The following is a 23,343-nucleotide window of genomic DNA, read 5'->3' on the forward strand; positions in this document are numbered from 1 at the left end:
GGACTGTTCTTGGGTCGCCTGCTGCGCGGCTGCAGGGCCGCTGCCGCGCCGTCGGTTCGTGCCCGCGCGCGGATCGCGTAGAACGTTTTCCGGGAAATCCGGTGTTCGGCACAGAATGTCGTCACCGCTCCGCGTGGCGCGTCATCAGGCCACTGGGCGATCGCGAGGCGGACACGAGGATCAACGGGTTCATTGGCGGTCGGCACCGCTCAAGAAACCAGAAGTGTCACCACCAAAACCACTCAAAACGCCACCGATGTCCAGATACAGAACTGTCACCGATGTCCTGCGACATGACAAATCCCCACCTAGAACCAACTCTTCGGCCGAATGGCATTCGCAAAATCAACAAGCGCATACCGATGACTCCGCCCGGGCGCTGCCCTCGCCAACGCCCGCAACACGCCTTCGCTGCCCTGTCGCAAACCGCGCTCGGTGAAGGGCGAGCCAAGAATTGACTTGTCCACCGACTGCGCGTCGGGATTGCGTCGTATCCACGCCAACGCAGTGCCTAGCACGACGGCCCGAATCTGCAGTGCGCGAGCTTCATCGGGCGGCAGCGCAGCAACCCGGGCCGCGGCCGATTGCAGCGTCTTCTCGTCGAGTTCGTCGAGCGGGCAACGCGTGAGAATCATGAGCACGGCGGTCATTTGCGCGACGTTGAAATGCCTTGACGTCGCGGGCACTTCGTCGAGCGCGGCGACTGCCTGGTCGTATTCGCCGCGGTGGGCAAGCTGGCGCGCCAGTCCGAAGGCCGCGCTGACCACACCATGATCGGTCCGCCAAACTTCGCGGTAATACCGCTCTGCGAGCTCATGCCACCGCTCGGCGTCAGTCGGATCAGTCTGCACAACGAGTTCCGCGCTGGCAGCCAACGCCAACTTCGGTGCGGCCTCGCCGGGCAGCGCGCGACGAACGCGGTCGAATTCCTCGTAAGCCACCTCGAACCGGCCGTTCAGTACAGCAACAAGTCCGCGATAATAGGCGATGCGCCAGTCGGTCTCGTCGTCCAATTCCGCAAGCAGTCTCGCGGCGGCGACACCGTCGCCATAGCGAACGGTCGCGCGCACCTCGGCGAGCGTGATTTCCCGTTCGAACGAAGCGATTGCCGCATCGCTTGCAGTGCTGGTGAATTCGGCAAGCTTCTTGGTTCGCAACTGGTGCAGCGAATCCAACGTCTGCTGTGGTTCACTGTGGACCGCAGCCGCAATCAACGGTGCCGTCGGCTCGTTCGGATCGACGAGTGGCACCGGCAGCGCCTCAACGACCTTTCGTGGCTGCAGCTTTCGCTGCCTGGCCAGCCCGTCGGTCGCGGAGTCGGTGAGCGCTACCTCTTCGTCGGTGCCGAAGCTCGTGCGCTGCGGGCTGAAAATCGTCGACAGTCGCGGGTGTTCCTCGCCGGTATCTTGCGACAGCACCTCCCGCAGCACACCGTTGAGCTGGTCCGCCATCTCATGTGCCGACCGAAAGCGCTGGGCCGGGTCGACGTTCGTCGCCCGTTCGAGCAGCGCGTTGAACGACTCGTAGCGCGCGAGCACCGGCTCGTCCTCCGGCGTCGGCAAAGTGTCGACATGGCGGCCTTTTTCGGTGGGTATGGTCAGCGTCAGCAGCGCCAGCGTACGGCCAACGGTGTAGATGTCGGAGGCGACTGTGGGACCCGTCCGCGTGATTTCCGGCGCCTGGTACCACTTTGTGCCGTACAGGAATCCGTATGACTCCAGGCCCGCCACCGCACCGAGATCGATGAGCTTCAGCTGGTCCTCGGTCAGCATGATGTTGTCGGGCTTCAGATCGTTGTACGCCAAGCCGACCGAGTGCAGATACTCCAGTGCCGGAAGAACTTCCAGGATGTAGGCGATCGCCTCGTCGACCGGTAGCTTGGGCGGCGAATGGGCGGCCAGGAGCTCCTTGAGCGATTGTCCACCAACGTATTCCATGACGATGTAGCCCATCATGGTGCCATCGGGCATGGGCAGCTCCACGAAATTGTGGATCTTGACGATGGACGGATGCGCTACCTCGGCAAGAAACTGCCGCTCCGTCAAGGCGACTGCCTGCGCTTCGGCATCGCCGGAATGCAGGAGGCCCTTCAGCACCACCCATCGATCGCTGACGTTGTGATCGATGGCCAGGTAAATCCAGCCGAGGCCACCATGGGCGAGGCACCCCTGAATTTCGTATTGGTCGGCGATCATGTCGCCGGGTTGCAGTTGCGGCCGGAAGTCGAACGGAGAATCACAGTTCGGGCACCGACCGACCGCGCTTCCCGGACTGGTTGCAGTGCCTCGGCCCACCGGTTTCCCGCAGCGCCAGCAATAGCGCTTGTTCTCTGCCACAACAGGATCGGTAAGCACGGCGCTGCGGGGATCGATCGGCTCCACTGCGGGAAGCTCCACCAGGCCGGCACCCAACCTGCGCAGCGACGGGTGGGTACGCCCGGCGCGGGCACTGCGTCCCGACGACCGACCGCTCGGGCTGGTGTGCCCAGACGTGTCGCCGCTACTTGCTGCGGTTGCCAGCTGCGCCGGCAGCGTGCCCTCCGTTTGCTGCTCGGGCTCGGCACGCTGGGTACCTTCAGTCTCCGGTGAACTCTCCGTACTCACGGTTCAGTCCTCGTACTGCGGGGCAGGCGGACCGGGTGACGGGCCGAGCACGCTGAGCCACCGGTTGTAGATGCGATTCCACGTTCCGTCGGCGCGAATGCGTTGCAGGGTGCCATTGACGAAGCGCACCAAATCGGGGTCGTCCTTGTTGATTCCGATGCCGTACGCCTCGGGGCTTATGCTCGGGCCGACAATCTGCACGTAGGGATCCTGGGCCACCATTCCAGCCAAAATCGAGTCGTCGGTGCTGACGGCGTCTACCTGACGCTGCTGCAGCACGACGAGGCAGTCCGCCCACGTGGGCACAGTGAGAATCGATGCGGCGGGCTGATATTGCTGGATGTGTTCGAGCGAGGTCGTACCAGTCGCCACGCACACCCGCTTGCCGGCGAGGTCTGCGAGGTCGTTGATCCCGGAGTCGCGCAGGGCGAGAATGCGCTGGTTTGCCTGGAAATACACAGTCGAGAACGCGACTTGCTGGCGCCGCTCGCAGGTGATGGTCATGGTGCTGGCGACGATATCGACGGTGTGCCGCTCGAGGGCGAGTTCGCGGTATTTCGAACCGATAATGCGGAACACAACGCGGTCGGGGCTGCCCAAGAGGTCGGCCGCGATCTCGCGCGAGATGTCCACGTCGAAGCCCTCGATCTGACCGGTCACCGGATCACGAAAGCTGAAAAGGTTACTGCCGGTGTCGAGTCCGACGATCAGCCGCCCGTGTGAACGGATGGCGTCGAGCGCGGCACTTGGTGGTGGCGAAGCCGGATCGGGGAAGGGCCGCAGGCTCGCGAGCGGGTTGCCACAACTGGCCGTGGCCGGCGTCGGTGACGGTGCGGCGGTGAGTTCTTCGGCATGCGCGGGCATCGGGGGTTGGCTGTAGTTACCCGATACCGACGGCAGGTTCGACAACGGCGCCACCGGCGCACCGCACGCACCGGCAACCAAAGGCACAGCGAGCACCGAAAGAATCCAGCGCCGACGAACGGTTCTCATCGGTACTCCCGTAATCGCGGCCAAATGCCCACGGCGGCCAAACAACCTGCGACCAGCCCGAGGCCCAGCCCCCCGGGCGCAAGCTCGCGAAGCGATTCTGCTGCCCGAGAGATGTTCCGTCGCAGGTCGTTTCGCAGCGCGACGATCGCCGTTCCCAAATCATTGTCCAACGCGTCGAACTGTGCCATCGAACCGGTTGACTCGGGGCCGGTGGCGACAATCGCCGCGCCCACGAAGTCGCCGACGTCGAGGGTGTCGTTCATGCGCTGGTGTGACTGCCGCCAGCGTTGCAGCGCCTGTTGGGCGTCGGCGATCTGGTCGGCGCCCGGTGAATCATGCGGATAACTCTTCAGCAATGCGGCCAGATCAGTGGTCTCGCTGTCGAAATCACGGTCGTACTGGCCGGTGGTATCGCGGCGGGCCAGCTTCAGAGTCTCCGCCGAGCGCGCCTGCTGGCCGAGAATGCGCGCCGTGGTGAGGTTTTCCAGCGGATGGGTGCCGTGGTCGAGGGCGTGTTGACTGGCGACCGACGAAATGGATCCCGCGATCGCGAACCAGGCGAACAACGCGACTATCGCGACCGTGGCGCCCACGAGTCCGAGGTTGAAGATTCGGTGCCAGCGACGCGCCACGTACACCTGCGCGAGCACCAGTGCGAGGAGCGCGCAGACGAGCAATGCAATGGCGGCCCAGGGCGGCTCCGAATAGCGCTGCTCGATGGTGGCCACTCGTTGGGTTTGCCTGTCGTGCAGCGACTGTGCCATCGGCAGGATGCGGCTATGCATAAGGTTCGAAGCCTCGCCCAAGTAGGCCGCGCCGACCGGATGACCACTGCGATTGTTGGTGCGCGCCGTCTCGATCAGCCCCGCGTACATGGGCAGCTGCGTGGCGATCGACGTCACCAGCTGGCGGATCGGCGTGTTCGCATCTTCGGTTCCGGCCGCACCGCCGGCGATCTCGGCGGCGGCGTCACCCATCGCCTGCAGGTACCTGTTCCGGACCGCCTGCGGTTCCAGCCCGCCCGAGATGAAGGCCGTGGTCGCCGCGGCGTCGGCAATCGACAGTGAGCTGTACAAGCGCTGGGACGAGGCGGCGAACGGTTCGTCATCGGCGAGCAGCGTGGTGAGCCGGGAACTGCGATCGCCCACCGTCGATGACGCGACGATCCCCGCCGCGACGCAGATGGCCATCAACAGCACCGCCAGCGCGATCAGCCGAGCCGGCGAGGAGCGCAGGAACTCGCGGACGTCGCGTGGATCGAAGTGTTGCCGGATCAGCGCGGCCGCGGCGCGCGGGCTCAAGTCGCTCAGTTGCGGTTGCAGCGCGACTTCGGAACTGCGACGCTTCGGCAGCGGGGTGGCTGCCACTGGAGTGGTTGCCACACCTCACCTCCCGACCGGTTCGCCACACGACTGCTTGGGCAGTTAGTCCCATTCTTGCCCGCAGCCTTCGGCATGGGAGCGAATACAGTCATAACTAGCACCTCCGGGTGTAGGTAGTAGTGGCAGTGCGGCAGGAGACACATGCGCGGTGACGGCGACGGCTGGGCGTTCAGCCCGGATGGCAGTCGGCACTGGGGCATTCACGGTGCCGCCGGTTTGCTGTTGCGCGCACCGCTGCCCGACGGCCGCCCGGCCGTGTTGCTACAGCATCGGGCGGTCTGGAGCCATCAGGGCGGCACGTGGGCGTTGCCCGGCGGCGCCCGAGACAGCCACGAGACCGTCGTTCACGCTGCGGTGCGGGAGGCCGAGGAAGAGGCCGGGCTCGCCGCAACTGACCTGCGCGTGCGCGCGGAGGTGGTGACAGCGCGGGCGCTGAGCGGGTGGACCTATACGACGGTGGTCGCCGATGCCTCGCGCCGGCTCGCCACCAGCCGCAATCGGGAAAGTGCGGAATTGCGCTGGGTGGCCGAGGAAGACGTCGAAAGCCTGCCGCTGCATCCGGGTTTCGCGGTGGCATGGCCCGGATTGCGCGCGGTGCAACTGCGGTTGGTGCTCGATATCAGCGCAGACCGACGCGCCTTGGCGACGGCGCTGCCGCGAACGGTCACATTGCCTGAGAAGGGGTTTGGCTGGATCCCGGGCATCGAGCGTGCGGAGGAAATTCGCGCCATCGAGGGCGGGTTGACCGCATTGATAACGGAAACTCCCCTGCAGCAGAGCGCACTTTCGGCGAATTTTGTCGCGATAACGACCGCTGAAGTGCTTTCTTGACCCGTTTTTCGGCCAATTGATCCACCGATCGGGTGCGGAAAGATCATTTAGCCGACTATGATCACGATATTGCAACCATTCATGCTCTGTTTGGCTGCGCGGTCGTGTTGGGTGAAGGTGTGGAGGTGGGTTCGTGGTAATGGGACGGTACGGGTTCGGGGGTGCTCGCTTAGCCGGCAGCTTGCTGGCGGCTGGGGTACTCGCTGCGCTGCCGTTCCTGGCGCCACCGGTGCCCGCGACCGCCCATGCGTTGGCGGGTATCAACGATTATCCATTTCAGACCGCGGTGTGTGTGAATACCGGCGTCCCGGTGGGATTGTGCCCGAGTTCCATGTGGGCCCAGTTCGGCGCCACCGCCAGTCCGGGCGGCTACAACTACCGCAACTGCACCGACTTCGCCGCGTTCCGCGCCAATCAGATCGCCGGCCGCATGGTCATTCCGCCGGGGTGGGGCAACGCCAGCAACTGGGCCAATGCGGCGCGGGCGGTCGGGCTTGCGGTGGACGGCAACCCGCGGGTGGGCGATGTCGCGCAAAGCTCGGAAGGCTTCTACGGGCACGTGGCGATCGTCGCCGAGGTCGGCCGTGGGGCGCGGCAAGGCCAGGTGCGTCTCGAGGAGTACAACCGGATCGTCAACGGCGCCTACGACGGGCTCTACCACAACGACCGGTGGTCTCAAATCGGCGCGTACCAGTACATTCACGTCCTGCCCTGGTAGCGGCGAATCATCCCCGCGCAGCGAGCAGCTGTTGTTTCAAGCTTCGCGCGGCCGCATAGGGATCGTCGGCCTGGGTGATCGCCCGGACGACCACAATTCTCCGTGCGCCAGCCGCGATGACCTCGGGTAACCGAGCCTGATCGATCCCGCCGATGGCGAACCATGGCCGCGACGGTGCCGAATCCGCCGTCGACCTGAGCAGATCCAGCCCGACGGCCGACCGCCCCGGCTTGGTGGGAGTCGCCCAGACCGGTCCGGTGCAGAAGTAGTCGGTGCCTTCCTCGATCGAGGCCAGCCCGGCTTGGCCGCGGCTGTGCGTCGAGCGGCCGATCACCACCTCCGGTCCCAGAATCTGCCGGGCATAGTGCACGGGCAGGTCGCCCTGGCCCAGGTGCAGCACATCGGCGCCGGCCGCGAGCGCCACGTCGGCGCGGTCGTTGACGGCGAGCAGGGCGCCGTGCCGCCGGGTGGCGGCCCGCAGCTCGGCGAGCGCGCCGAGTTCGTCCTTCACCTCGAGCCGACCGAACCGCTGCTCCCCGGCGGAGCCCTTGTCGCGCAACTGGATGATGTCGACTCCGCCAGCGAGCGCCGCCTCAGCGAACTTCGCCAGATCGCCGCGGTCGCGCCGAGCGTCGGTACACAGGTACAGCTGCGCGGAGGCCAAACGCTCGCGCGGCGTCAACCGGCCGGAATGGGTGGCATGCACGGTTCCGACGGTAGCGTCTACCGTGAAGATTGCGGTAGGAGCAGCGGTGGGGAGCGAGGTGAAACGTATGCGCCCGCGGGCAACTCTCGCGGTGGTCGGCGGTGGTGTCATCGGCCTGGCCATCGCCTGGCGTGCCGCTGAGACAGGCTGGCGCGTCACGTTGTACGACCCCGCGCCCGGCTCCGGCGCGTCCCATGTCGCCGGTGGAATGCTTGCGCCGCTCTCGGAGGGTTGGCCCGGTGAGGAACTGGTGCTCGACCTCGGTGCCGCGTCGCTGCAACGGTGGCCCGACTTTGCCGCCCGGCTCCAGCAGGCCACGGGCATCGACGTGTTCAGCGCACGCGAGTCGCTGACCGTCGCGTTGGACGGTGCAGATGCGGCGGACCTGCGCACGATCGCGGACTGTGTGGGCCGGCAGGGATACGAACTGCGCATCATCGACCGGGCAGGGTTGCGGGCGGCCGAGCCCGCCCTGGCCCGCAGCGCGCGCCTCGGGTTGCTCGCCGCCGACGAGCTGGCCGTAGACAACCGGGCCTTGGTGGCTGCTCTCCGGCGAGCATGCGCGGGCGCGGGCGTTGACCTGGTCGAGCGGGCCATCACCGACATCGACGCGCTGGCCGAAGAACAGGTTGTGCTGGCGGCCGGGTACTCGTCGGCGAAGCTGTGGCCGCGCTTGCCGATCCGGCCGGTGAAGGGCGAGATTCTGCGACTGCGTCGCCGTCGCGGTGTGGCGCCCGGGCCGTCGCGAGTGATTCGGGCGCGCGTGCACGGTCGACCGGTCTACCTGGTCCCCCGTGCGGACGGCGTCGTGGTGGGCGCGACACAGTACGAGGCCGGCGTGGACACCACCGTCACCGTCGGGGGAGTGCGTGACCTCATCGCCGATGCCCAAGCCATCCTGCCGAGCGTCGCCGAATACGAACTAGCCGAGTCCGCCGCCGGATTGCGGCCGATGACGCCGGACAACCTGCCCTTGATCGGGCGCCTGACGGACCGGGTGGTGGTCGCGTCGGGCCACGGCCGCAACGGGATCTTGCTGACCGCGATCACGGTTGACGCGGTGCTGGCCCAGCTCGAGGGAAATCAGCTGCTGGAAGCGAAAAGCGCCGATCCGCAACGCTTCACCGATGAGAAGGAGCGCCGATGAGTACACCGGTGGGCATCACCGTCAACGGCCAGGATCACGAATTCAGCGAATCGATCAGCGTGCGAGAGTTGTTGACTCGACTCGATTTACCCGACCGGGGCGTGGCAATCGCTGTGGACGGGTCGGTGTTTCCGAAGTCGCGCTGGGACGAGCAGGTGCAAAGAGGCTGGCGCATCGAGGTTTTGACGGCGGTACAAGGTGGCTGACCGGCTCGTTATTGCGGATCGGAGCTTCGGTTCGCGCCTGATCATGGGCACCGGCGGTGCCGACAATCTGCTGGTTCTGGAGGAGGCGCTGGAGGCCTCGGGTACCGAGCTGACCACCGTCGCGATGCGGCGCGTCGACGCGGCGGGCGGGACCGGCGTTCTGGACCTGTTGAAACGCCTCGACATCAAGGTGCTGCCGAACACGGCGGGCTGTCGCAGCGCAGCCGAAGCAGTTCTTACCGCCCAGCTGGCCCGCGAGGCGCTCGAAACCGATTGGGTCAAGCTGGAAGTCATCGCGGACGAGCGAACCCTGTTGCCCGACGGCATCGAACTCGTCAGTGCCGCAGAACAACTGGTGGACGACGGTTTCATCGTGCTGCCCTACACCACCGACGACCCGGTGCTGGCGCGCCGGCTCGAAGAGGCTGGGTGTGCGGCCGTGATGCCGCTGGGTTCGCCGATCGGAACCGGCCTGGGCATCGCCAACCCGCACAACATCGAGATGATCGTCGCCGACGCCGGAGTTCCGGTGGTCCTCGATGCCGGGATCGGCACGGCCAGCGATGCCGCCATGGCCATGGAACTCGGTTGCGACGCCGTGCTGCTCGCCAGCGCGGTGACGCGGGCGGCGAATCCGCCGCTGATGGCGACCGCCATGGCCGACGCGGTCCGGGCGGGGCGTCAGGCCCGCCTGGCCGGACGGATTCCGAAGCGGTTCTGGGCGCAGGCCTCGTCACCAATGTCCGACATGCCCGACATCTGATGCCCCTCGCGCCGACGTAAGGAATGCTGTCTTCCATGATCGAAGTAAAGGGATTGACCAAGCACTTCGGTGCCACCCGGGCGGTCGAGGACTTGACGTTCACGGTGCCGCCCGGGCGAGTGACAGGGTTCCTCGGACCCAATGGTGCCGGGAAGTCCACCACCATGCGGATGATCCTCGGCCTCGACCGGCCCACCGCCGGAACGGCGCTGATCCAGGGCCAGCACTACCACGAACTCAGCCACCCGCTGCGGACCGTCGGCGCGCTGCTCGACGCGAAATGGGTGCACCCCAACCGTTCCGCGCGGGCGCACCTGCACTGGATGGCCGCATCGAACGGCATCCCGAAGTCGCGAGTCGATGCCGTGCTGCATTTGGTCGGCCTCACCGAGGTGGCCGGCAAGAACGCCGGCGGCTTCTCGCTGGGCATGTCGCAACGGCTCGGTCTGGCTGCGGCGCTGCTCGGTGATCCACCGGTGCTGCTGTTCGACGAGCCGGTCAACGGCTTGGACCCGGAAGGCATTCTGTGGATCCGGCGCTTCATGCAGCGGCTGGCCGGCGAGGGCCGCACGGTGTTGGTGTCGAGTCACCTGCTGTCGGAAATGTCGCAGACCGGAGACCATCTCGTGGTCATCGGCCGCGGTCGCCTCATCGCCGACACGAGCGTGCGGGACTTCATCGCCCGTGCCTCGGAGACGGCGGTGCGGGTGCGCTCGCCGCAGTTGGCCGAGTTCGGCAACATCCTCACGGCGAAGGGACTGCAACTGCGCGAAGACAATTCGGTGCCCGACGCGCCCGCTGCGCTGGTGACTGGTGCCAGTACCGATGACATCGGCACGCTTGCCGCGTCCCACGGAATAACCCTGTATGAGCTTGCCCCGCAACATGGCTCGCTGGAGGAAGCATTCATGAAGCTCACCGGCGACACGGTGCAGTACCACGGTGAAGGCGTCGAGCAGGTCATGGGAGGTGCGCTGCGATGAGCGTATTGACAGCGGAGCGAATCAAGTTCACCTCGGTGCGTTCGCCGTGGTGGTGCAGCGCGATCATCATCGTGATCAGCCTTGCCTTCGCAGCGTTCATGGGCTGGGCCGCCAATTTGGCTGTCGACAATCCGCGGGACTCGGGCGGCTTTCCGGGACTGACCCCGGCCACGGCAACCAACGGTGTCGCCGGCTTCGGGGTAATGGTCTTGATGATCCTTGCCGCGCTCACCATTACCAGCGAGTACCGGTTCGGGATCATCCGCACCACCTTCCAGGCGATGCCGCACCGATCGACAGTCTTGTGCGCGAAGGCGCTGCTGGTCGGTGTGTACGGCGCGGTCCTGACCACCGTGCTGGCATTCTGCGCCGTCGGGCTGGCCGGGGCCATCGCCAACAGCACCGCCGGCATTCCGCTGCGCCTGGACACCGGCGAAGCCTGGCGGGCGATCTACGGCCTGCCGATCTACGCCTTCCTGTGCGTGGTACTCGCTATCGGTATCGGTGCGTTGCTGCGCCAGTCCGCGGCGGCCATTTCGTTGCTGATCCTGTGGCCGCTGCTCATCGAGAGCATCGTGGGACTGTTCGGCAGCTTCGGCCGGACCGTCCGGCCGTTCATGCCGTTCACCAATGCCCAGCACTTCTTGGGTTCGACCAGTGGCGACGTCGATTTCCATTGGGGGCCGTGGGGCAGCCTGGTGTATTTCGCGGTGATCGTGGCCGTGATCTTCGGGGCGGCGCTGTTCGTGGTGAACAAGCGCGACGCCTGAGCGGTATGCGCGTCGGGCGGGTGGCGGTGGCGGGCCTGCTGGTTTGCGGGCTCGCCGTTGCGTGCGGCAGCGAACCGAATCGGTCGATCTCCGCGGACGCGGTGGCGGCCGGCATCACGCAAGACGCCCTGGGCGCTGATCTGCACGATCTGCAACGCATCGCTGATCAGCACGACGGCAACCGGTCGGTGGCGACGGCCGGGTACGACGCCAGTGTCGACTACATCGCCACGAAGCTCCGCAAACGCGGATTCGATGTGCAGACTCCGGAATTCGACGTCTCGGACTTCCGGGTCGGCACCCACAGCCTGGTCGTCGACGGCCGACTGGTCCCGGTGGACGCGGTGGCCTACTCTCCGCCGACGCCGGACCAGGGCATCGACGCCCCGATCGTGGCCGCCGCCGGCAACGGCTGCGACGCCCGCGACTACGACGGCGTCAGCGGGTCGATAGCGCTGGTGCAGCGAGGCGTCTGCACCTTCGCGCAAAAACAGCGCGTCGCGGCCGCGCAGGGAGCACTCGCCGTCATCGTGGTGAACGCGTCCGACGATCCGCTCGGCGAGGCAACCCTCGGCGAGGACCGGGGCGGCAAGATCCCGATTGTCGGCGTCCGCCGGTCCGACGGAGCCGGGCTGTCCGGCTCGGCCCGGCTGGTGCTGCAGACCGAAACGACGACGATGCGCTCGCGCAACGTCATAGCGCAGACGAAGACCGGTTCCACCGAAAATGTCGTGATGGCCGGTGCGCACCTGGACAGCGTGCCTCAGGGGCCGGGCATCAACGACAACGGAACGGGGACAGCCGCGATCCTCGAGACCGCGCTCGAGATGGGGCCGTCGCCGCCGGTAGCGAACGCGGTGCGGTTCGCCTGGTGGGGTGCCGAGGAGCGCGGGCTGATCGGTTCCGACGCCTATGTCGATGGACTGACGAGCGCGCAGCGTCTGGACATCGCGCTGTACCTGAACTTCGACATGTTGGGTTCGCCGAACCCCGGCTATCTCACGTACGACGGCGACGATTCCGACCACCAGGGTGCGCCTGCGGGTCCACAGGGCTCAGCGGGCATCGAGCGCACGTTGAACGGCTACCTGAAGCGCGCCGGCTTTCAACCGGACGGCACCGACTTCGATGGCCGGTCCGACTACGGCGCATTCATCGAGCACGGCATCCCCGCCGGTGGTGTGTTCAGTGGCGCCGAGGAAAGGAAGTCGCCGGCCCAAGCCGCCAAGTGGGGCGGTAAGGCCGACGAACCGTTCGACCCGAACTACCACTCGGCAAAGGACACTGTGGGCAGCGTCGATATGGCCGAATTCCAGCGCAATGCTCGCGCGGCGGCGTACGGAATTGCCCTGTATTCGCTGGCCATCGATGGTCCCGACGGTGTGCCCGGCCACAGCGACCGCGCGCGGGTCCGCGGCAACGTTGCCTGACGAGCGCGGGGTGTCACGGCCCTGGGATACGCTCGTGACGTGACCGAGACGTCCACCGCCAGGCGGAGCACCCGGGTACCCGGACCGCTCTCGTCATGGTTGGAGGCGACCAACCGTCGGCCCGAGATCATCGAGTTGGTTCGGCGTGCGCGTGCGATTCTGCCCGGCGATCCGTCGTTCGGTGACCCGCTGTCCACCACCGGCCCCGGTGGTGCCCGCGCCGTGGCACGTGTCGCCGACCGGTTCGTCGGTGACCATCCCGGTGCTGCCCGGGAACTCGGACTCGGCGCGCTGCAGGTGTGGCAGGCGGCGCTCGAACGGGTTGGGCGCGGCAAAGGCACCACCGAAGTAACCATTGTGTTCACCGACCTGGTGGCGTTCTCGAGTTGGTCGCTCGCGGCCGGCGATGAAGCGACGCTGGAGCTGCTGCGCGAGGTGGCGAAGGCCATCGAGCCGCCCATCGTCGAGCGTGGCGGGCACGTCGTCAAGCGCCTCGGCGACGGTGTGATGGCGGTGTTCGCCTCGGCTGATCGGGCCGTGCAGGCCGTCGTCGCGGCGCGCGAGAACTTGGCGAAGGTGGACGTGAACGGATTTCACCCGCAGATGCGGGTGGGTATCCACACCGGCACGCCGCGAGAGATCGGCGGCGACTGGCTCGGGCTCGACGTCACCATCGCCGCGCGGGTGATGGAGGCAGGGGGAAACGGCAACCTCATGATTTCGGCAGCCACGCTCGATGCGCTGGCGCCGAACACGCTCGAGGAACTGGGGCTGACCGTGAAACCGTACCGGCGCAGCTTCTTTGCCGCGCCGCTGCAGGGAGTGCCCGAGGATCTGCGGATCTTCACGCTCAAGGAGGCGTAGGCGCGCGCATGCCGTCCCCTGCTTCCACGGGGTTGGCGCGCAACCGCCACAGCGGTGACACCGGCCCGTGTCCGGCGCCCAAGTCGTAGGCGTCAGCCAGGCAGCGGGTGACCCACTCTTTGGCGAACTGCACCGCGTCGGGCACCGAATAGCCATGGGCGAGCGCGCAAGCAATTGCCGCGGCCAACGTGTCACCGCCACCGTGGTCGTTGCCGGTAGCTATCCGGGGCGAGGTGAACTCGTAGAACTCCTCGCCGTTGAACAGAATGTCGGTGCTGGTGGCCGCGGAGCGCAAATGGCCGCCCTTGACCAGCGCCCACCGCGCTCCCATCTCGTGCAGTTGGTGTGCCGCCTCGCGGGCGGACGCGTCATCAACCACGTCGATACCCGTGATCAGGCGGACTTCGTCCAAATTCGGTGTCACCACAGTGGCGACGGGAATGAGCGCGTTCCGCACCGCATCGAGGGCTTCCGGGTGCAGCAACGGATCACCGTGCATCGACGCGCACACCGGGTCGACGACGAGTGGAATATCAGTGCCGATACCCAATTCAACACAAACCGCCGCGACCGCCTCGATGATCCGCGACGACGCCAGCATCCCTGTCTTCGCCGCGCCAACACCAATGTCGGTGACCACGGCGCGCACCTGATCGGCAACCACCTCAGGGGGAATTTCGTGAAAACCGCTGACGCCCACCGAGTTTTGCACTGTTACGGCTGCTACCGCGACGCAAGCGTGCACGCCGAGCAGTGCCATCGTGCGCGAATCAGCCTGAATGCCAGCACCACCACCTGAATCCGTTCCGGCGATGGTCAGGACTCGGCGCGGCGTGTCGCCGGGGCGCGGAAGCGGAAGCAGCTGCACAGCCGTCACCCTATGCGAAGCGTGAACCCCCACCCTCTGCCGTGATCATGAGGAAATCTACGCATCCGCCAGGAGTGCGCGCACGATTTGCTCATGATCACGGGCCGGCCGGGTGGTGCAGGCCGAGTGATACACGCGACATTGTCGGACCAATTGCCCGGTGTTCGCCTACGGTGGAGGTAACCGGTGCGCTTCGGCGCCACCGTTGCGTCGTAAATCATCGACTTCTTTTGCGGCGATCGATTTTGCCACCTGGCAATCTCGCCCACCTGTGCTGTCCACCAACTGCGCCACACGTGCGCGTTCGGTCCGGCACACATCGAAAGGCCTACATGAGCACCACAACTTTTGCTGCGCTCGGCGTGCGAGCACCGCTCGTCGAGGCGCTGAGCGCTATCGGAATCAGCGAGCCCTTCCCGATCCAGGCGGACACCCTGCCCGATTCCCTTGCCGGACACGACATCCTCGGCCGCGGCCGCACGGGCAGCGGCAAGACACTGGCCTTCGCCATTCCCCTGGTGTCGCGGCTTGTGGGATCTCCCCGACGGCCGAACCGGCCGACCGGACTGGTGCTGGCACCCACCCGGGAATTGGCTACCCAGATCGCCGCCACCATCGAACCACTGGCCGCCGCACACAAGTTGACCGTCACTACCGTCTTCGGCGGCGTGCCCCAGCAACGCCAGGAGCGGGCGCTGCGTGCGGGCGCCGATATCGTGGTGGCCTGCCCGGGCCGGCTGGAAGACCTGAAAAAGCAGGGACTGGTCAGCCTCGACGACGTCCGGATCACCGTCCTCGACGAGGCCGACCACATGGCCGATCTAGGCTTTCTCCCCGGCGTCACCCGTATCCTCGCCGCAACCCCGGCGGATGGACAGCGATTGCTGTTCTCGGCCACGCTCGACAACGGCGTCGACAAGCTCGTCAACAGATTCCTGCGCGACCCGTTGCGGCACAGTGTCGACGACGAGACGTCGCCGGTCGCCGCCATGACGCACCATGTCTTCGCGGTCGACGGAACGGCCGGCAAGCAAGCCGTCGTGCGCAAGCTCGCCGCCGGTAAGGGGCGCCGGATCCTGTTCACCCGCACCAAACACCAGGCCAAGAAGCTGGCGAAGCAGCTCACCCAGCAGGGCATCCCGGCGGTTGACCTGCACGGCAACCTTTCCCAGGGCGCCCGCGACCGCAATCTCGCGGCGTTCGCGGCCGGGACCGTGCGAGTGCTCGTGGCTACCGATGTCGCGGCGCGCGGTGTGCACGTCGACGACGTCGAGCTCGTGGTGCACGTCGACCCGCCCGCCGAGCACAAGTCCTACCTGCACCGCTCGGGCCGCACCGCGCGCGCCGGCAGCGCCGGCGACGTGGTGACACTGATGCTTCCTGACCAGCGCAAAGAACTCTCGGTGCTGATGCGCCGTGCGGCCATCGACGCGAAGCCGCAACCGGTCACCGCCGAGTCGGCGGCACTGCACACCTTGGTCGGACCTACCGCGCCCTACGTCGCGCCGCAAACAGCGACGCCGCCCCAACGGCGCAGCGGCAGCGCGACCGGACCGCGCCGCGGCTCAGCGCAACGACGCGGCCACCAGGCGGGCGCTGCGCGGCAGCGTCGCAACCGCAAGCCCGCCCGGGTCGCCAGCTAGGTCAGGAGACGACCGGCAGGTACACCTGCTTGCCGTGCTCGACGAACTCCGCCGACTTCTCGGCCATGCCGCGCTCGATCATGCGGTCGATGTCTTCCTGAGTTTCCAGCCCGTTGGTGGCCGCAAACTCGCGGATGTCCGCAGTGATGCGCATCGAGCAGAACTTCGGCCCGCACATCGAGCAGAAGTGCGCGGTCTTGGCCGGCTCGGCGGGCAGCGTCTCGTCGTGGAACTCGCGTGCGGTGTCCGGGTCCAGCGACAGGTTGAACTGATCGACCCAGCGGAATTCGAAGCGCGCCGTGGACAGCGCGTTGTCGCGCTCCTGCGCCCGCGGATGTCCCTTGGCCAGGTCGGCCGAGTGCGCGGCGATCTTGTAGGTGATCACGCCGGTCTTCACGTCATCGCGGTTGGGCAGCCCGAGGTGTTCCTTCGGGGTGACGTAGCACAGCATCGCCGTGCCGGCCTGCGCGATGATCGCGGCGCCGATCGCCGAGGTGATGTGGTCGTAGGCGGGAGCGATGTCGGTGGCGAGCGGGCCGAGCGTGTAGAACGGCGCCTCCTCGCACAGTTCCTCTTCCAGCCGGACGTTCTCGACGATCTTGTGCATCGGCACGTGGCCGGGACCCTCGATCATCACCTGCACACCATGGGACTTGGCGATCTTGGTGAGCTCCCCAAGAGTGCGTAGCTCGGCGAACTGGGCCTCGTCGTTGGCGTCGGCGATCGAGCCGGGCCGGAGGCCGTCACCGAGGGAGAACGTGACGTCGTAGCGCGCCAGAATCTCGCACAGCTCTTCGAAATGGGTGTACAGGAACGACTCTCGGTGGTGCGCCAAACACCAGGCGGCCATGATCGAGCCACCCCGCGAGACGATTCCGGTGACGCGCTTGGCAGTCAGCGGGATGTAGCGCAACAGCACGCCCGCGTGCACCGTCATGTAGTCGACACCCTGCTCGCACTGCTCGATCACCGTGTCCCGGTAGATCTCCCAGGTGAGCTTGGTCGGGTCGCCCTTGACCTTCTCGAGCGCCTGATAGATCGGCACGGTGCCGACCGGCACCGGCGAGTTTCGCAGAATCCACTCGCGGGTCTCGTGAATGTTCTTACCGGTAGACAGGTCCATGATGGTGTCCGCGCCCCAGCGGGAGGCCCAGACCATCTTCTCGACCTCTTCGGCGATGGAGCTGCTCACCGCGCTGTTGCCGATGTTCGCGTTGATCTTCACGCAGAACTTCTTGCCGATGATCATCGGTTCCGACTCGGGATGGCGGTGGTTGGCTGGGATGACGGCCCGGCCGGCCGCAACCTCCTCCCGCACGATTTCCGGCGAAACACCTTCGCGCGCAGCGCAATAGCGCATTTCTGCGGTGATGATGCCGGCGCGGGCCCAGGCAAGCTGGGTGGCCGCGACGGTGCCCGATTTCCCGTCGCTGCGCTCGCCCAGGGAACCCGATTTCCCGTCGCTGCGCTCGCCCAGGGAAATAGCCTCGGGCTTGGCCCACTCGTCACGGGTCTTCGGTAGACCCGCCTCCAGGTCGATGACGGCGTTCGGGTCGGTGTACGGACCGGAGGTGTCATACACGTCGAGGTGCTCGCCGTTGGTCAGGTGGATACGCCGGACGGGTACGCGTAATCCGTCGACCTCCAGGTATTCCTTGGTGCTGCCTTCGATTGGTCCGGTGGTGATGCCGGCGGCGGTTTCTACTGCGATGGTCATGAACTCTCTCTCCCTACGCCGGCATTACCCGGTCAGGTTCATACGGTTGACGGCCCTTGCGCCCGGGAGAGCTAGCCGTCCTCTCAGCCCGCTGGTGCGAGCCCCCGTGTGATGTGTGCGGCTGTACGGTCGCCAGGTTAGCCCAATAACACCGGGTCCAAAACGCTCCGCGCGACAACAGCCGCAACCGCCGCTATAGTGGCGTAGGTCACATATTGGTTACGAACACCGCGGTGGGAGCTTCGAACATGTGGGCGGACGGCCCTACTGCTGAAGTCAGCAACAATCAAGGTCAGAGCAGGTTCGAGCTGCGACTCAACGGCGATCTCGTCGGCATACTCGGCTATTACGATTTCGACTCGCCGCCGGGTCGCCGGGCGGCCCGGCACGCGACGGTGTCGTTCATGCACACGGTCATCACCGAGGACTTCGGGCACCGTGGCCTCGCCGCAGTTTTGGTCCGCGGCGCTTTAGACCACGCACGCGCGTATGGCTGGAAGGTGCGCCCGGTGTGCACCTACGTGCAGCGATTCGTCAACGAGAATCCGAACTATCTCGAAATCATCGTGCCGGTATGACGGCCGGTTCCGGGGTAGTCGAGACGCACAGCGGACCGGTCCGCGGAACCAGCACTTCAACCGTCGCTACCTGGAAAGGCATTCCGTACGCCGAGGCGCCCGTCGGTCCGCTGCGATTCCGTAGCCCGCAGCCGCGCGCCCCGTGGACCGAAGCGTTCGACGCGACCAGGTTCGGTCCGTGTGAACCCCAGGGCCGGCTGGCCGTGATCGACCTCGGCGCCGACGTCCGCATGGACGAGGACTGCCTGTCGGTCAACATCTGGGCGCCGGTCAACGCGTCGAACAAGCCGGTGATGGTCTGGATTCATGGCGGCGCCTACTTCCGCGGCGCCGGCAGCCAGCCGCTCTACGACGGCACGCACCTCGCCGAGAACGGTGACGTGGTCGTGGTGACGTTCAACTACCGGCTCGGCCCGTTCGGTTTCCTCGATTTCAGTTCGCTGGATGGCAGTTTCGACTCGAACGTCGCCCTGCGGGACATGATCGCCGCGCTCGAATGGGTGCGCGACAACATCGCAGGGTTCGGCGGGGATCCAGCAAACGTGACGCTGTTCGGTGAATCCGCGGGCGGCGGGGCGGTGACCACGCTCATGACCGTCCCGGCCGCGGCCGGGCTGTTTCACCGGGCGATCGCGCAGAGTTCGCCCGCAACATCGATGTACGGCGTCGACAGGGCGGCGGGCGTAGCCGAAAAGTTCTGCCACATTCTCGGCGGCGTCGATCGGTTGCGTTCCGCGTCGGCCGACGAGCTCTCCAAGGCGGGCGACGAACTGTTCACCGCAATACCGGAGGCCAGTCCAGGAATCCTGGCGTACGCACCGGTCGTCGACGGCGACCTCGTGCCAGACTCACCGGTCAACGCATTCCGTGCCGGCGCGGCACATCCGGTGCCGCTCATCATCGGCAGCAACAAGGACGAGTCGTCGCTGTTTCGGTTGATGAAGTCGCCGCTCATGCCGATCGACCCGGAGATCATCCGATCGATGTTCGGCGAAATAGCCAAGGAGCAGCCGGATCTGGAGCTGCCGACCGAACAGCAACTGCTCTCGGCGTACCAGTCACTCTCGCCGCTGCAGGTCGGGTTGGGCATCACCCGCGACTTCGGCTTCCGGCTGCCGACGCTGTGGATCGCCGAAGCGCACAGCCAGCGGGCTCCGACCTGGCTCTACCGATTCGATTACGCCACACCGATGTTCAAACTGCTGCGGATCGGTGCGACGCACGGCAGTGAACTGGCCTATGTGTGGGGCAACATCAAGCACGGCCCGAAAGACATCACGTACAAGCTGGGCGGGCTGAAGTCGGCGAAGAAGCTGACCAAGCGGCTGCAGCAGCGGTGGACGAGTTTCGCGCACAACGGAATACCCGACACCGAGCCTGCGTGGCCCGCGTTCGATCAGGAGCAGCGAGCGACGCTGGTGATGGACAAGCAGGACCGGATCGACCACGACCTTGACGGAACGGTGCGCAAAGCGTGGGGCGACCAGGTCATCGCCTTCGGCTGAGCCCGATCAGTCGTCGTGCCCGAACGGATCCGGGCCTTCCCCGGGCACCCAGCTCAAACCCGGCTTGCCCCAACCGTTTCGCTTGATCGCCTTTTTCGCCGCGCGGGCGTTGCGCCCGATCAGCGTGTCGGTGTAGAGGAAGCCGTCGAGATGGCCGACCTCGTGCTGCAGCATCCGCGCAAAGAACCCCGTGCCCTCGATGGTGACCGGTTCGCCCTTGGCGTCGGTGCCGGTGACGCGAGCCCAGTCGGCGCGCCCTGTCGGAAACTGCTCGCCGGGCACGGAAAGGCAACCCTCGTCGTCGTTCTCGGGGTCGGGCATGGTTTCCGGGATCTCCGACGTTTCCAGGACCGGGTTGATCACCTCGCCGCGGCGCATCACCTGCTGGCCGTTCTCGTCGCGATCTGGGCAGTCATATACGAACAACCGCAAGCCAACTCCCACCTGGTTGGCGGCCAATCCCACGCCGTTCGCGGCGTCGAGAGTGTCGTACATGTCCGCGATCAGGTCTGCGAGCTCCTCCGGCGACTGCGTCACTTTCTCGGTGGGCTGATGCAAGACGGGATCGCCGACGATGCGGATGGGAAGAATCGCCATGGTCGGCAAGGATACTGCGAGTTAGCCGCGCCACTTTCGCCCTGCTCGTCACGCTCGCGTCACACCGCGATTACGACGCGCCGTCGAAGTCGATCTTTGTGCCGCGCAGAACGTGATTGAATGTCCGTCGAACAACAATCGTGTGATTCACCAGCGGCCGAGTGATCGGTTTGCCGAACACGCGAGGGCACGACAAATTTTGCGGACTTTTCGAGGAGTGCGATGGACGGCGCAGCGGCACGTAGCCGGAATCAGCCCGCAAACGGGGGACGGTCCGACAACGAGCGCGGCGAGGACGGCCTCACCCGGCGTGAGCACGACATCCTGTCTTTCGAGCGGCAATGGTGGAAGTACGCCGGCGCCAAAGAAGAAGCGATCAAGGAACTCTTCGACATGTCCGCCACCAGGTACTACCAGGTGCTGAATGCACTCGTGGACAGTCCGGAGGCGCTCGCCGCGGATCCGATGCTCGTCAAGCGGTTGCGCAGACTTCGCGCCAGCAGGCAGAAGGCGCGCGCGGCGCGGCGGCTCGGCTTCGAAATCTAGCCGGTGCGCTCTAGTCAACTAGGGTCGTGGACGTGACAAGTCCGAATTCGCCTAGCGACGGGCCACCGCTGCGCGCGCTGGCAATGGTCCTGATTGCGTTGGGAATTGTGTTCGGCGGCCTCGGCGCGATGTCGCTGTCCAAATCGACCGCCAACAATTCGTCCGCCGTTGTCACGCCGAGTGTCATTCCCGCCAGCGGAACCGCGAACGTGCCGTCGGCGTCAGCGACGGCGACGGCGAGCGCATCGGCCACCGCCACTGCCGCGCCCACGGGAACCGTCGACAAGTCGATACCGGTGCGGGTGCTGAACAACACCACGGTCAGTGGGCTCGCGGCGCGCACGGCCGACAAGCTGCGCGCGCAGGGTTACAACGTCACCGAGGTCAGCAATTACAGCACCGGCGATATCCCGAAAACGACTGTCTACTACAGCAATTCGTCGGGTGAAAAGGCGGAAGCCGAGGCCATCGCGCAGTTGCTCGGCGCCTCGGCCCAACCCCGGTTCGCGGGAATCGCCAACGCCTCGCCGGGCGTGATCGTCATCCTCGCGGGTCCGTAACCGAACCGTCAGAACGAACCGGCAGAACGAACCGCCGACGGGCCAACTGCGGCCACAGTTATGATCATGTCCACCTGCTCGCCACCTCCCGAAGGAGCGGTTTGATGGCTTTGCGTACAGTTCGGCTCTCGTCTCGCATTGTGGTTCCGGTCATTGCTGTCGCCGCCCTGGGGCTTGCCGCGTGCAGCAACGGTCAGGAGGCCTCCAACAAGCAGGGGGGCGGTACGCCGTCGGTGTTTACCAGCGCGCCCGCGCCGGGCGGCGCCAGCGGCGGCGAGACCACCGAGCCGTCCGAAAGCGCGGGTGTCACCAGCGAGCCGGGCCAGGGCGGCCAATCGGTCAGCACCGAACTGAAGGACGCCAAGGGCAAGGCGGTCGCCAACGCGACGTTCACGCAAGAAGGCAGCTACGTCCAGATCAAGATCACCGCGCAGGGGCTAACGCCGGGCCTGCACGGCGTGCACGTGCACCAGGTGGGCAAGTGCGAACCGGATTCCACGGCGCCGAACGGCGGCGAGCCCGGCGACTTCATGTCTGCTGGCGGGCACTACCAGGCACCCGGTCATACCGGAACTCCGGAGAGCGGCGAGCTGACCACCCTGCAGATCCGCCAGGACGGCAAGGGCGAACTTGTCACCACCACGGACGCCTTCACCGTGCAGGAGATCAAGGCCGACGGTGGCCACGCGCTGATCATCCACGCCGACGCCGACTCGGGTCCGCGGGTGGCGTGCGGCGTCCTCAAGTAATTCCTATGGCACCTAGCTAGCCGCCGTGTCCGGTTCTCCGGAATCCCGCAACCTGCTGGATTTCAAGGGCTCGCCGAGGCACACCCTCGGCGTCGAATGGGAAATTGCGCTCGTCGACCGCGACTCCCGGGATCTGTCCAACAGCGCGGCGGAGGTGCTCGAGGCTGTCGGTGAACTGCGCGCTCACGACGGCACACCGCAAGTCACCAAAGAGCTGCTCCGCAACACCGTCGAGCTGGTCAGCGGCGTGCACGACACCGTCGCCGAGGCCATCGACGACGTGACCGGAACCCTGCGAACCGTGCGCCGCGCCACCGACCCGCTCGGCATCGACCTGCTGTGCGCCGGGACGCATCCGTTCGCCGAATGGTCTCGACAGCAGCTGACTCGGTCGCCGCACTACGAGGAATTGATCGAGCGCACCCAGTGGTGGGGCCGGCAGATGCTCATCTGGGGCGTGCATGTGCACGTCGGGTTGTCGCACCAGGACAAGGTCTTTCCGATCCTGAACTCGCTGCTGATCCAGTATCCGCACCTGCTCGCGCTGTCCGCGTCCTCGCCGATGTGGGCGGGCGTGGACACCGGCTATGCCAGCAACCGGGCGCTGATGTTCCAGCAGTTGCCGACGGCCGGGTTGCCATTCCAGTTCGAGAACTGGGCGCAGTTCGAGGCGTTCGTGCACGACCAGATGAAGACGGGCGTGATCGAGCAACTGGGCGGGATGCACTGGGATATCCGGCCGGCGCCCAAGTGGGGCACCATCGAGGTGCGGGTCTGCGACGGTATCTCCACCCGGACCGAACTGCGAGCGCTGGTCGCGCTGATTCACTGCCTGGTGGTCGACCTGGATCGCCGCCTGGAGGCCGGTGAAGAGTTGCCGACCCTGCCGCCCTGGCACGTGCAGGAAAACAAGTGGCGCGCGGCGCGGTACGGCCTCGACGCGATTGTCATCGTCGATGACGACAGCAATGAGCGGTTGGTCACCGAGGATCTCGACCTGCTGCTCGATCGTCTCGCGCCGACCGCAGCCCGTCTCGGTTGTGCAGACGAGTTGGCCATGGTCGCCGACATACCTCGTCGCGGTGCCTCCTACCAGCGGCAACGGCAGGTGGCGGACTCGTCGGGCGGGGATTTGGTGGCGGTGGTGGACGCGCTGGTGGCCGAACTCGATACCTAATCAAGTT

The 23,343-nt window shown here is 66.2% G+C and carries 24 protein-coding genes and 1 riboswitch; of the genes, 16 read left to right on the forward strand and 8 right to left on the reverse strand.

Translation table 11 applies throughout. The features are described 5' to 3' along the window. From FOS14_RS11345 to FOS14_RS11360, 4 genes are all read right to left on the reverse strand, one after another. A partial coding sequence (locus tag FOS14_RS11345) for a helix-turn-helix domain-containing protein (RefSeq protein WP_255450283.1) occupies positions 1 to 161 on the reverse strand: 161 nt, incomplete at its 3' end. 147 nt (positions 162 to 308) lie between these two features. After that, on the reverse strand, positions 309 to 2,603 hold the full coding sequence (locus tag FOS14_RS11350) for a serine/threonine-protein kinase (protein WP_143770570.1): 2,295 nt from the start codon (positions 2,601 to 2,603) through the stop codon (positions 309 to 311). Positions 2,604 to 2,606: 3 nt separating this feature from the next. Continuing rightward, entirely contained in the window at positions 2,607 to 3,596 is a 990-nt protein-coding gene (locus FOS14_RS11355) for a glutamate ABC transporter substrate-binding protein (protein ID WP_143770571.1), read from the reverse strand. Further along, a complete protein-coding gene (locus tag FOS14_RS11360; RefSeq protein WP_143770573.1) occupies positions 3,593 to 4,978 on the reverse strand; it encodes a hypothetical protein in 1,386 nt (461 codons plus the stop codon). The genes FOS14_RS11355 and FOS14_RS11360 overlap by 4 nt, the downstream gene beginning before the upstream one ends. A gap of 141 nt (positions 4,979 to 5,119) precedes the next feature. Between FOS14_RS11360 and FOS14_RS11365 the strand changes: the two genes are divergently transcribed. Together FOS14_RS11365 and FOS14_RS11370 are read left to right on the forward strand one after the other, a co-directional pair. Then, on the forward strand, positions 5,120 to 5,809 hold the full coding sequence (locus FOS14_RS11365; protein WP_143770575.1) for an NUDIX domain-containing protein: 690 nt from the start codon (positions 5,120 to 5,122) through the stop codon (positions 5,807 to 5,809). 139 nt (positions 5,810 to 5,948) lie between these two features. Next, entirely contained in the window at positions 5,949 to 6,527 is a 579-nt protein-coding gene (locus tag FOS14_RS11370) for a CHAP domain-containing protein (RefSeq protein WP_143770577.1), read from the forward strand. A gap of 7 nt (positions 6,528 to 6,534) precedes the next feature. On the opposite strand, the gene thiE is transcribed toward FOS14_RS11370, so the two are convergent. After that, on the reverse strand, positions 6,535 to 7,233 hold the full coding sequence (gene thiE / locus FOS14_RS11375) for a thiamine phosphate synthase (protein ID WP_185981732.1): 699 nt from the start codon (positions 7,231 to 7,233) through the stop codon (positions 6,535 to 6,537). 67 nt (positions 7,234 to 7,300) lie between these two features. Between thiE and thiO the strand changes: the two genes are divergently transcribed. From thiO to FOS14_RS11410, 7 genes are all read left to right on the forward strand, one after another. Next, positions 7,301 to 8,380, forward strand: a complete 1,080-nt coding sequence (thiO, locus tag FOS14_RS11380; RefSeq protein ID WP_143770581.1) for a glycine oxidase ThiO — start codon at positions 7,301 to 7,303, stop codon at positions 8,378 to 8,380. Continuing rightward, a complete protein-coding gene (gene thiS, locus FOS14_RS11385) occupies positions 8,377 to 8,586 on the forward strand; it encodes a sulfur carrier protein ThiS (RefSeq protein WP_143770583.1) in 210 nt (69 codons plus the stop codon). The genes thiO and thiS overlap by 4 nt, the downstream gene beginning before the upstream one ends. Then, positions 8,579 to 9,349: a thiazole synthase gene (locus FOS14_RS11390; protein WP_143770585.1), complete on the forward strand. Its 771-nt coding sequence runs from the start codon at positions 8,579 to 8,581 to the stop codon at positions 9,347 to 9,349. Before thiS ends, FOS14_RS11390 begins: the two co-directional genes overlap by 8 nt. 35 nt (positions 9,350 to 9,384) lie before the next feature. Next, positions 9,385 to 10,332, forward strand: coding sequence for an ABC transporter ATP-binding protein (locus tag FOS14_RS11395; protein ID WP_143770587.1), 948 nt, complete (start codon positions 9,385 to 9,387; stop codon positions 10,330 to 10,332). Further along, on the forward strand, positions 10,329 to 11,102 hold the full coding sequence (locus tag FOS14_RS11400) for an ABC transporter permease (protein ID WP_143770589.1): 774 nt from the start codon (positions 10,329 to 10,331) through the stop codon (positions 11,100 to 11,102). Before FOS14_RS11395 ends, FOS14_RS11400 begins: the two co-directional genes overlap by 4 nt. Before the next feature lie 5 nt (positions 11,103 to 11,107). After that, positions 11,108 to 12,532, forward strand: a complete 1,425-nt coding sequence (locus FOS14_RS11405; RefSeq protein ID WP_143770591.1) for a M28 family peptidase — start codon at positions 11,108 to 11,110, stop codon at positions 12,530 to 12,532. Between the two features lie 99 nt (positions 12,533 to 12,631). Beyond that, positions 12,632 to 13,396 (forward strand): adenylate/guanylate cyclase domain-containing protein, encoded by a 765-nt coding sequence (locus FOS14_RS11410; protein WP_370512221.1) that lies wholly within the window; start codon positions 12,632 to 12,634, stop codon positions 13,394 to 13,396. Here FOS14_RS11410 and thiD read toward each other — a convergent pair. Next, on the reverse strand, positions 13,383 to 14,264 hold the full coding sequence (thiD, locus tag FOS14_RS11415; RefSeq protein WP_143770595.1) for a bifunctional hydroxymethylpyrimidine kinase/phosphomethylpyrimidine kinase: 882 nt from the start codon (positions 14,262 to 14,264) through the stop codon (positions 13,383 to 13,385). The genes FOS14_RS11410 and thiD overlap by 14 nt on opposite strands. Before the next feature lie 332 nt (positions 14,265 to 14,596). Here thiD and FOS14_RS11420 point away from each other — a divergent pair, with 332 nt between their 5' ends. After that, positions 14,597 to 15,907, forward strand: a complete 1,311-nt coding sequence (locus tag FOS14_RS11420) for a DEAD/DEAH box helicase (protein ID WP_143770597.1) — start codon at positions 14,597 to 14,599, stop codon at positions 15,905 to 15,907. Position 15,908: 1 nt separating this feature from the next. On the opposite strand, the gene thiC is transcribed toward FOS14_RS11420, so the two are convergent. After that, positions 15,909 to 17,624 (reverse strand): phosphomethylpyrimidine synthase ThiC, encoded by a 1,716-nt coding sequence (gene thiC / locus FOS14_RS11425; RefSeq protein WP_143770599.1) that lies wholly within the window; start codon positions 17,622 to 17,624, stop codon positions 15,909 to 15,911. Further along, positions 17,618 to 17,742, reverse strand: a riboswitch (TPP riboswitch). It overlaps the preceding gene by 7 nt. A gap of 130 nt (positions 17,743 to 17,872) precedes the next feature. Here thiC and FOS14_RS11430 point away from each other — a divergent pair. Further along, a complete protein-coding gene (locus tag FOS14_RS11430) occupies positions 17,873 to 18,202 on the forward strand; it encodes a GNAT family N-acetyltransferase (protein WP_143770948.1) in 330 nt (109 codons plus the stop codon). Beyond that, positions 18,199 to 19,707, forward strand: a complete 1,509-nt coding sequence (locus tag FOS14_RS11435) for a carboxylesterase/lipase family protein (RefSeq protein WP_143770601.1) — start codon at positions 18,199 to 18,201, stop codon at positions 19,705 to 19,707. The genes FOS14_RS11430 and FOS14_RS11435 overlap by 4 nt, the downstream gene beginning before the upstream one ends. 6 nt (positions 19,708 to 19,713) lie before the next feature. On the opposite strand, the gene FOS14_RS11440 is transcribed toward FOS14_RS11435, so the two are convergent. Next, on the reverse strand, positions 19,714 to 20,304 hold the full coding sequence (locus tag FOS14_RS11440; RefSeq protein WP_143770603.1) for a peptide deformylase: 591 nt from the start codon (positions 20,302 to 20,304) through the stop codon (positions 19,714 to 19,716). Between the two features lie 222 nt (positions 20,305 to 20,526). Here FOS14_RS11440 and FOS14_RS11445 point away from each other — a divergent pair, with 222 nt between their 5' ends. The 4 genes from FOS14_RS11445 to FOS14_RS11460 all read left to right on the forward strand — a co-directional run bounded on the left by FOS14_RS11445 (position 20,527) and on the right by FOS14_RS11460 (position 23,336). Further along, complete coding sequence (locus FOS14_RS11445; protein WP_143770605.1) at positions 20,527 to 20,850, forward strand: DUF3263 domain-containing protein; 324 nt, start codon at positions 20,527 to 20,529, stop codon at positions 20,848 to 20,850. A gap of 32 nt (positions 20,851 to 20,882) precedes the next feature. Then, the gene (locus FOS14_RS11450) at positions 20,883 to 21,410 is read left to right on the forward strand and encodes a LytR C-terminal domain-containing protein (protein WP_143770607.1); all 528 of its coding nucleotides are present in this window, start codon (positions 20,883 to 20,885) and stop codon (positions 21,408 to 21,410) included. A gap of 104 nt (positions 21,411 to 21,514) precedes the next feature. Further along, complete coding sequence (locus FOS14_RS11455; RefSeq protein ID WP_143770609.1) at positions 21,515 to 22,159, forward strand: superoxide dismutase family protein; 645 nt, start codon at positions 21,515 to 21,517, stop codon at positions 22,157 to 22,159. Positions 22,160 to 22,184: 25 nt separating this feature from the next. Next, a complete protein-coding gene (locus FOS14_RS11460) occupies positions 22,185 to 23,336 on the forward strand; it encodes a glutamate--cysteine ligase (protein ID WP_143770611.1) in 1,152 nt (383 codons plus the stop codon). Positions 23,337 to 23,343: the final 7 nt, after the last annotated feature.

This window comes from Skermania sp. ID1734 (assembly GCF_007489285.1).
GTDB lineage: Bacteria > Actinomycetota > Actinomycetes > Mycobacteriales > Mycobacteriaceae > ID1734.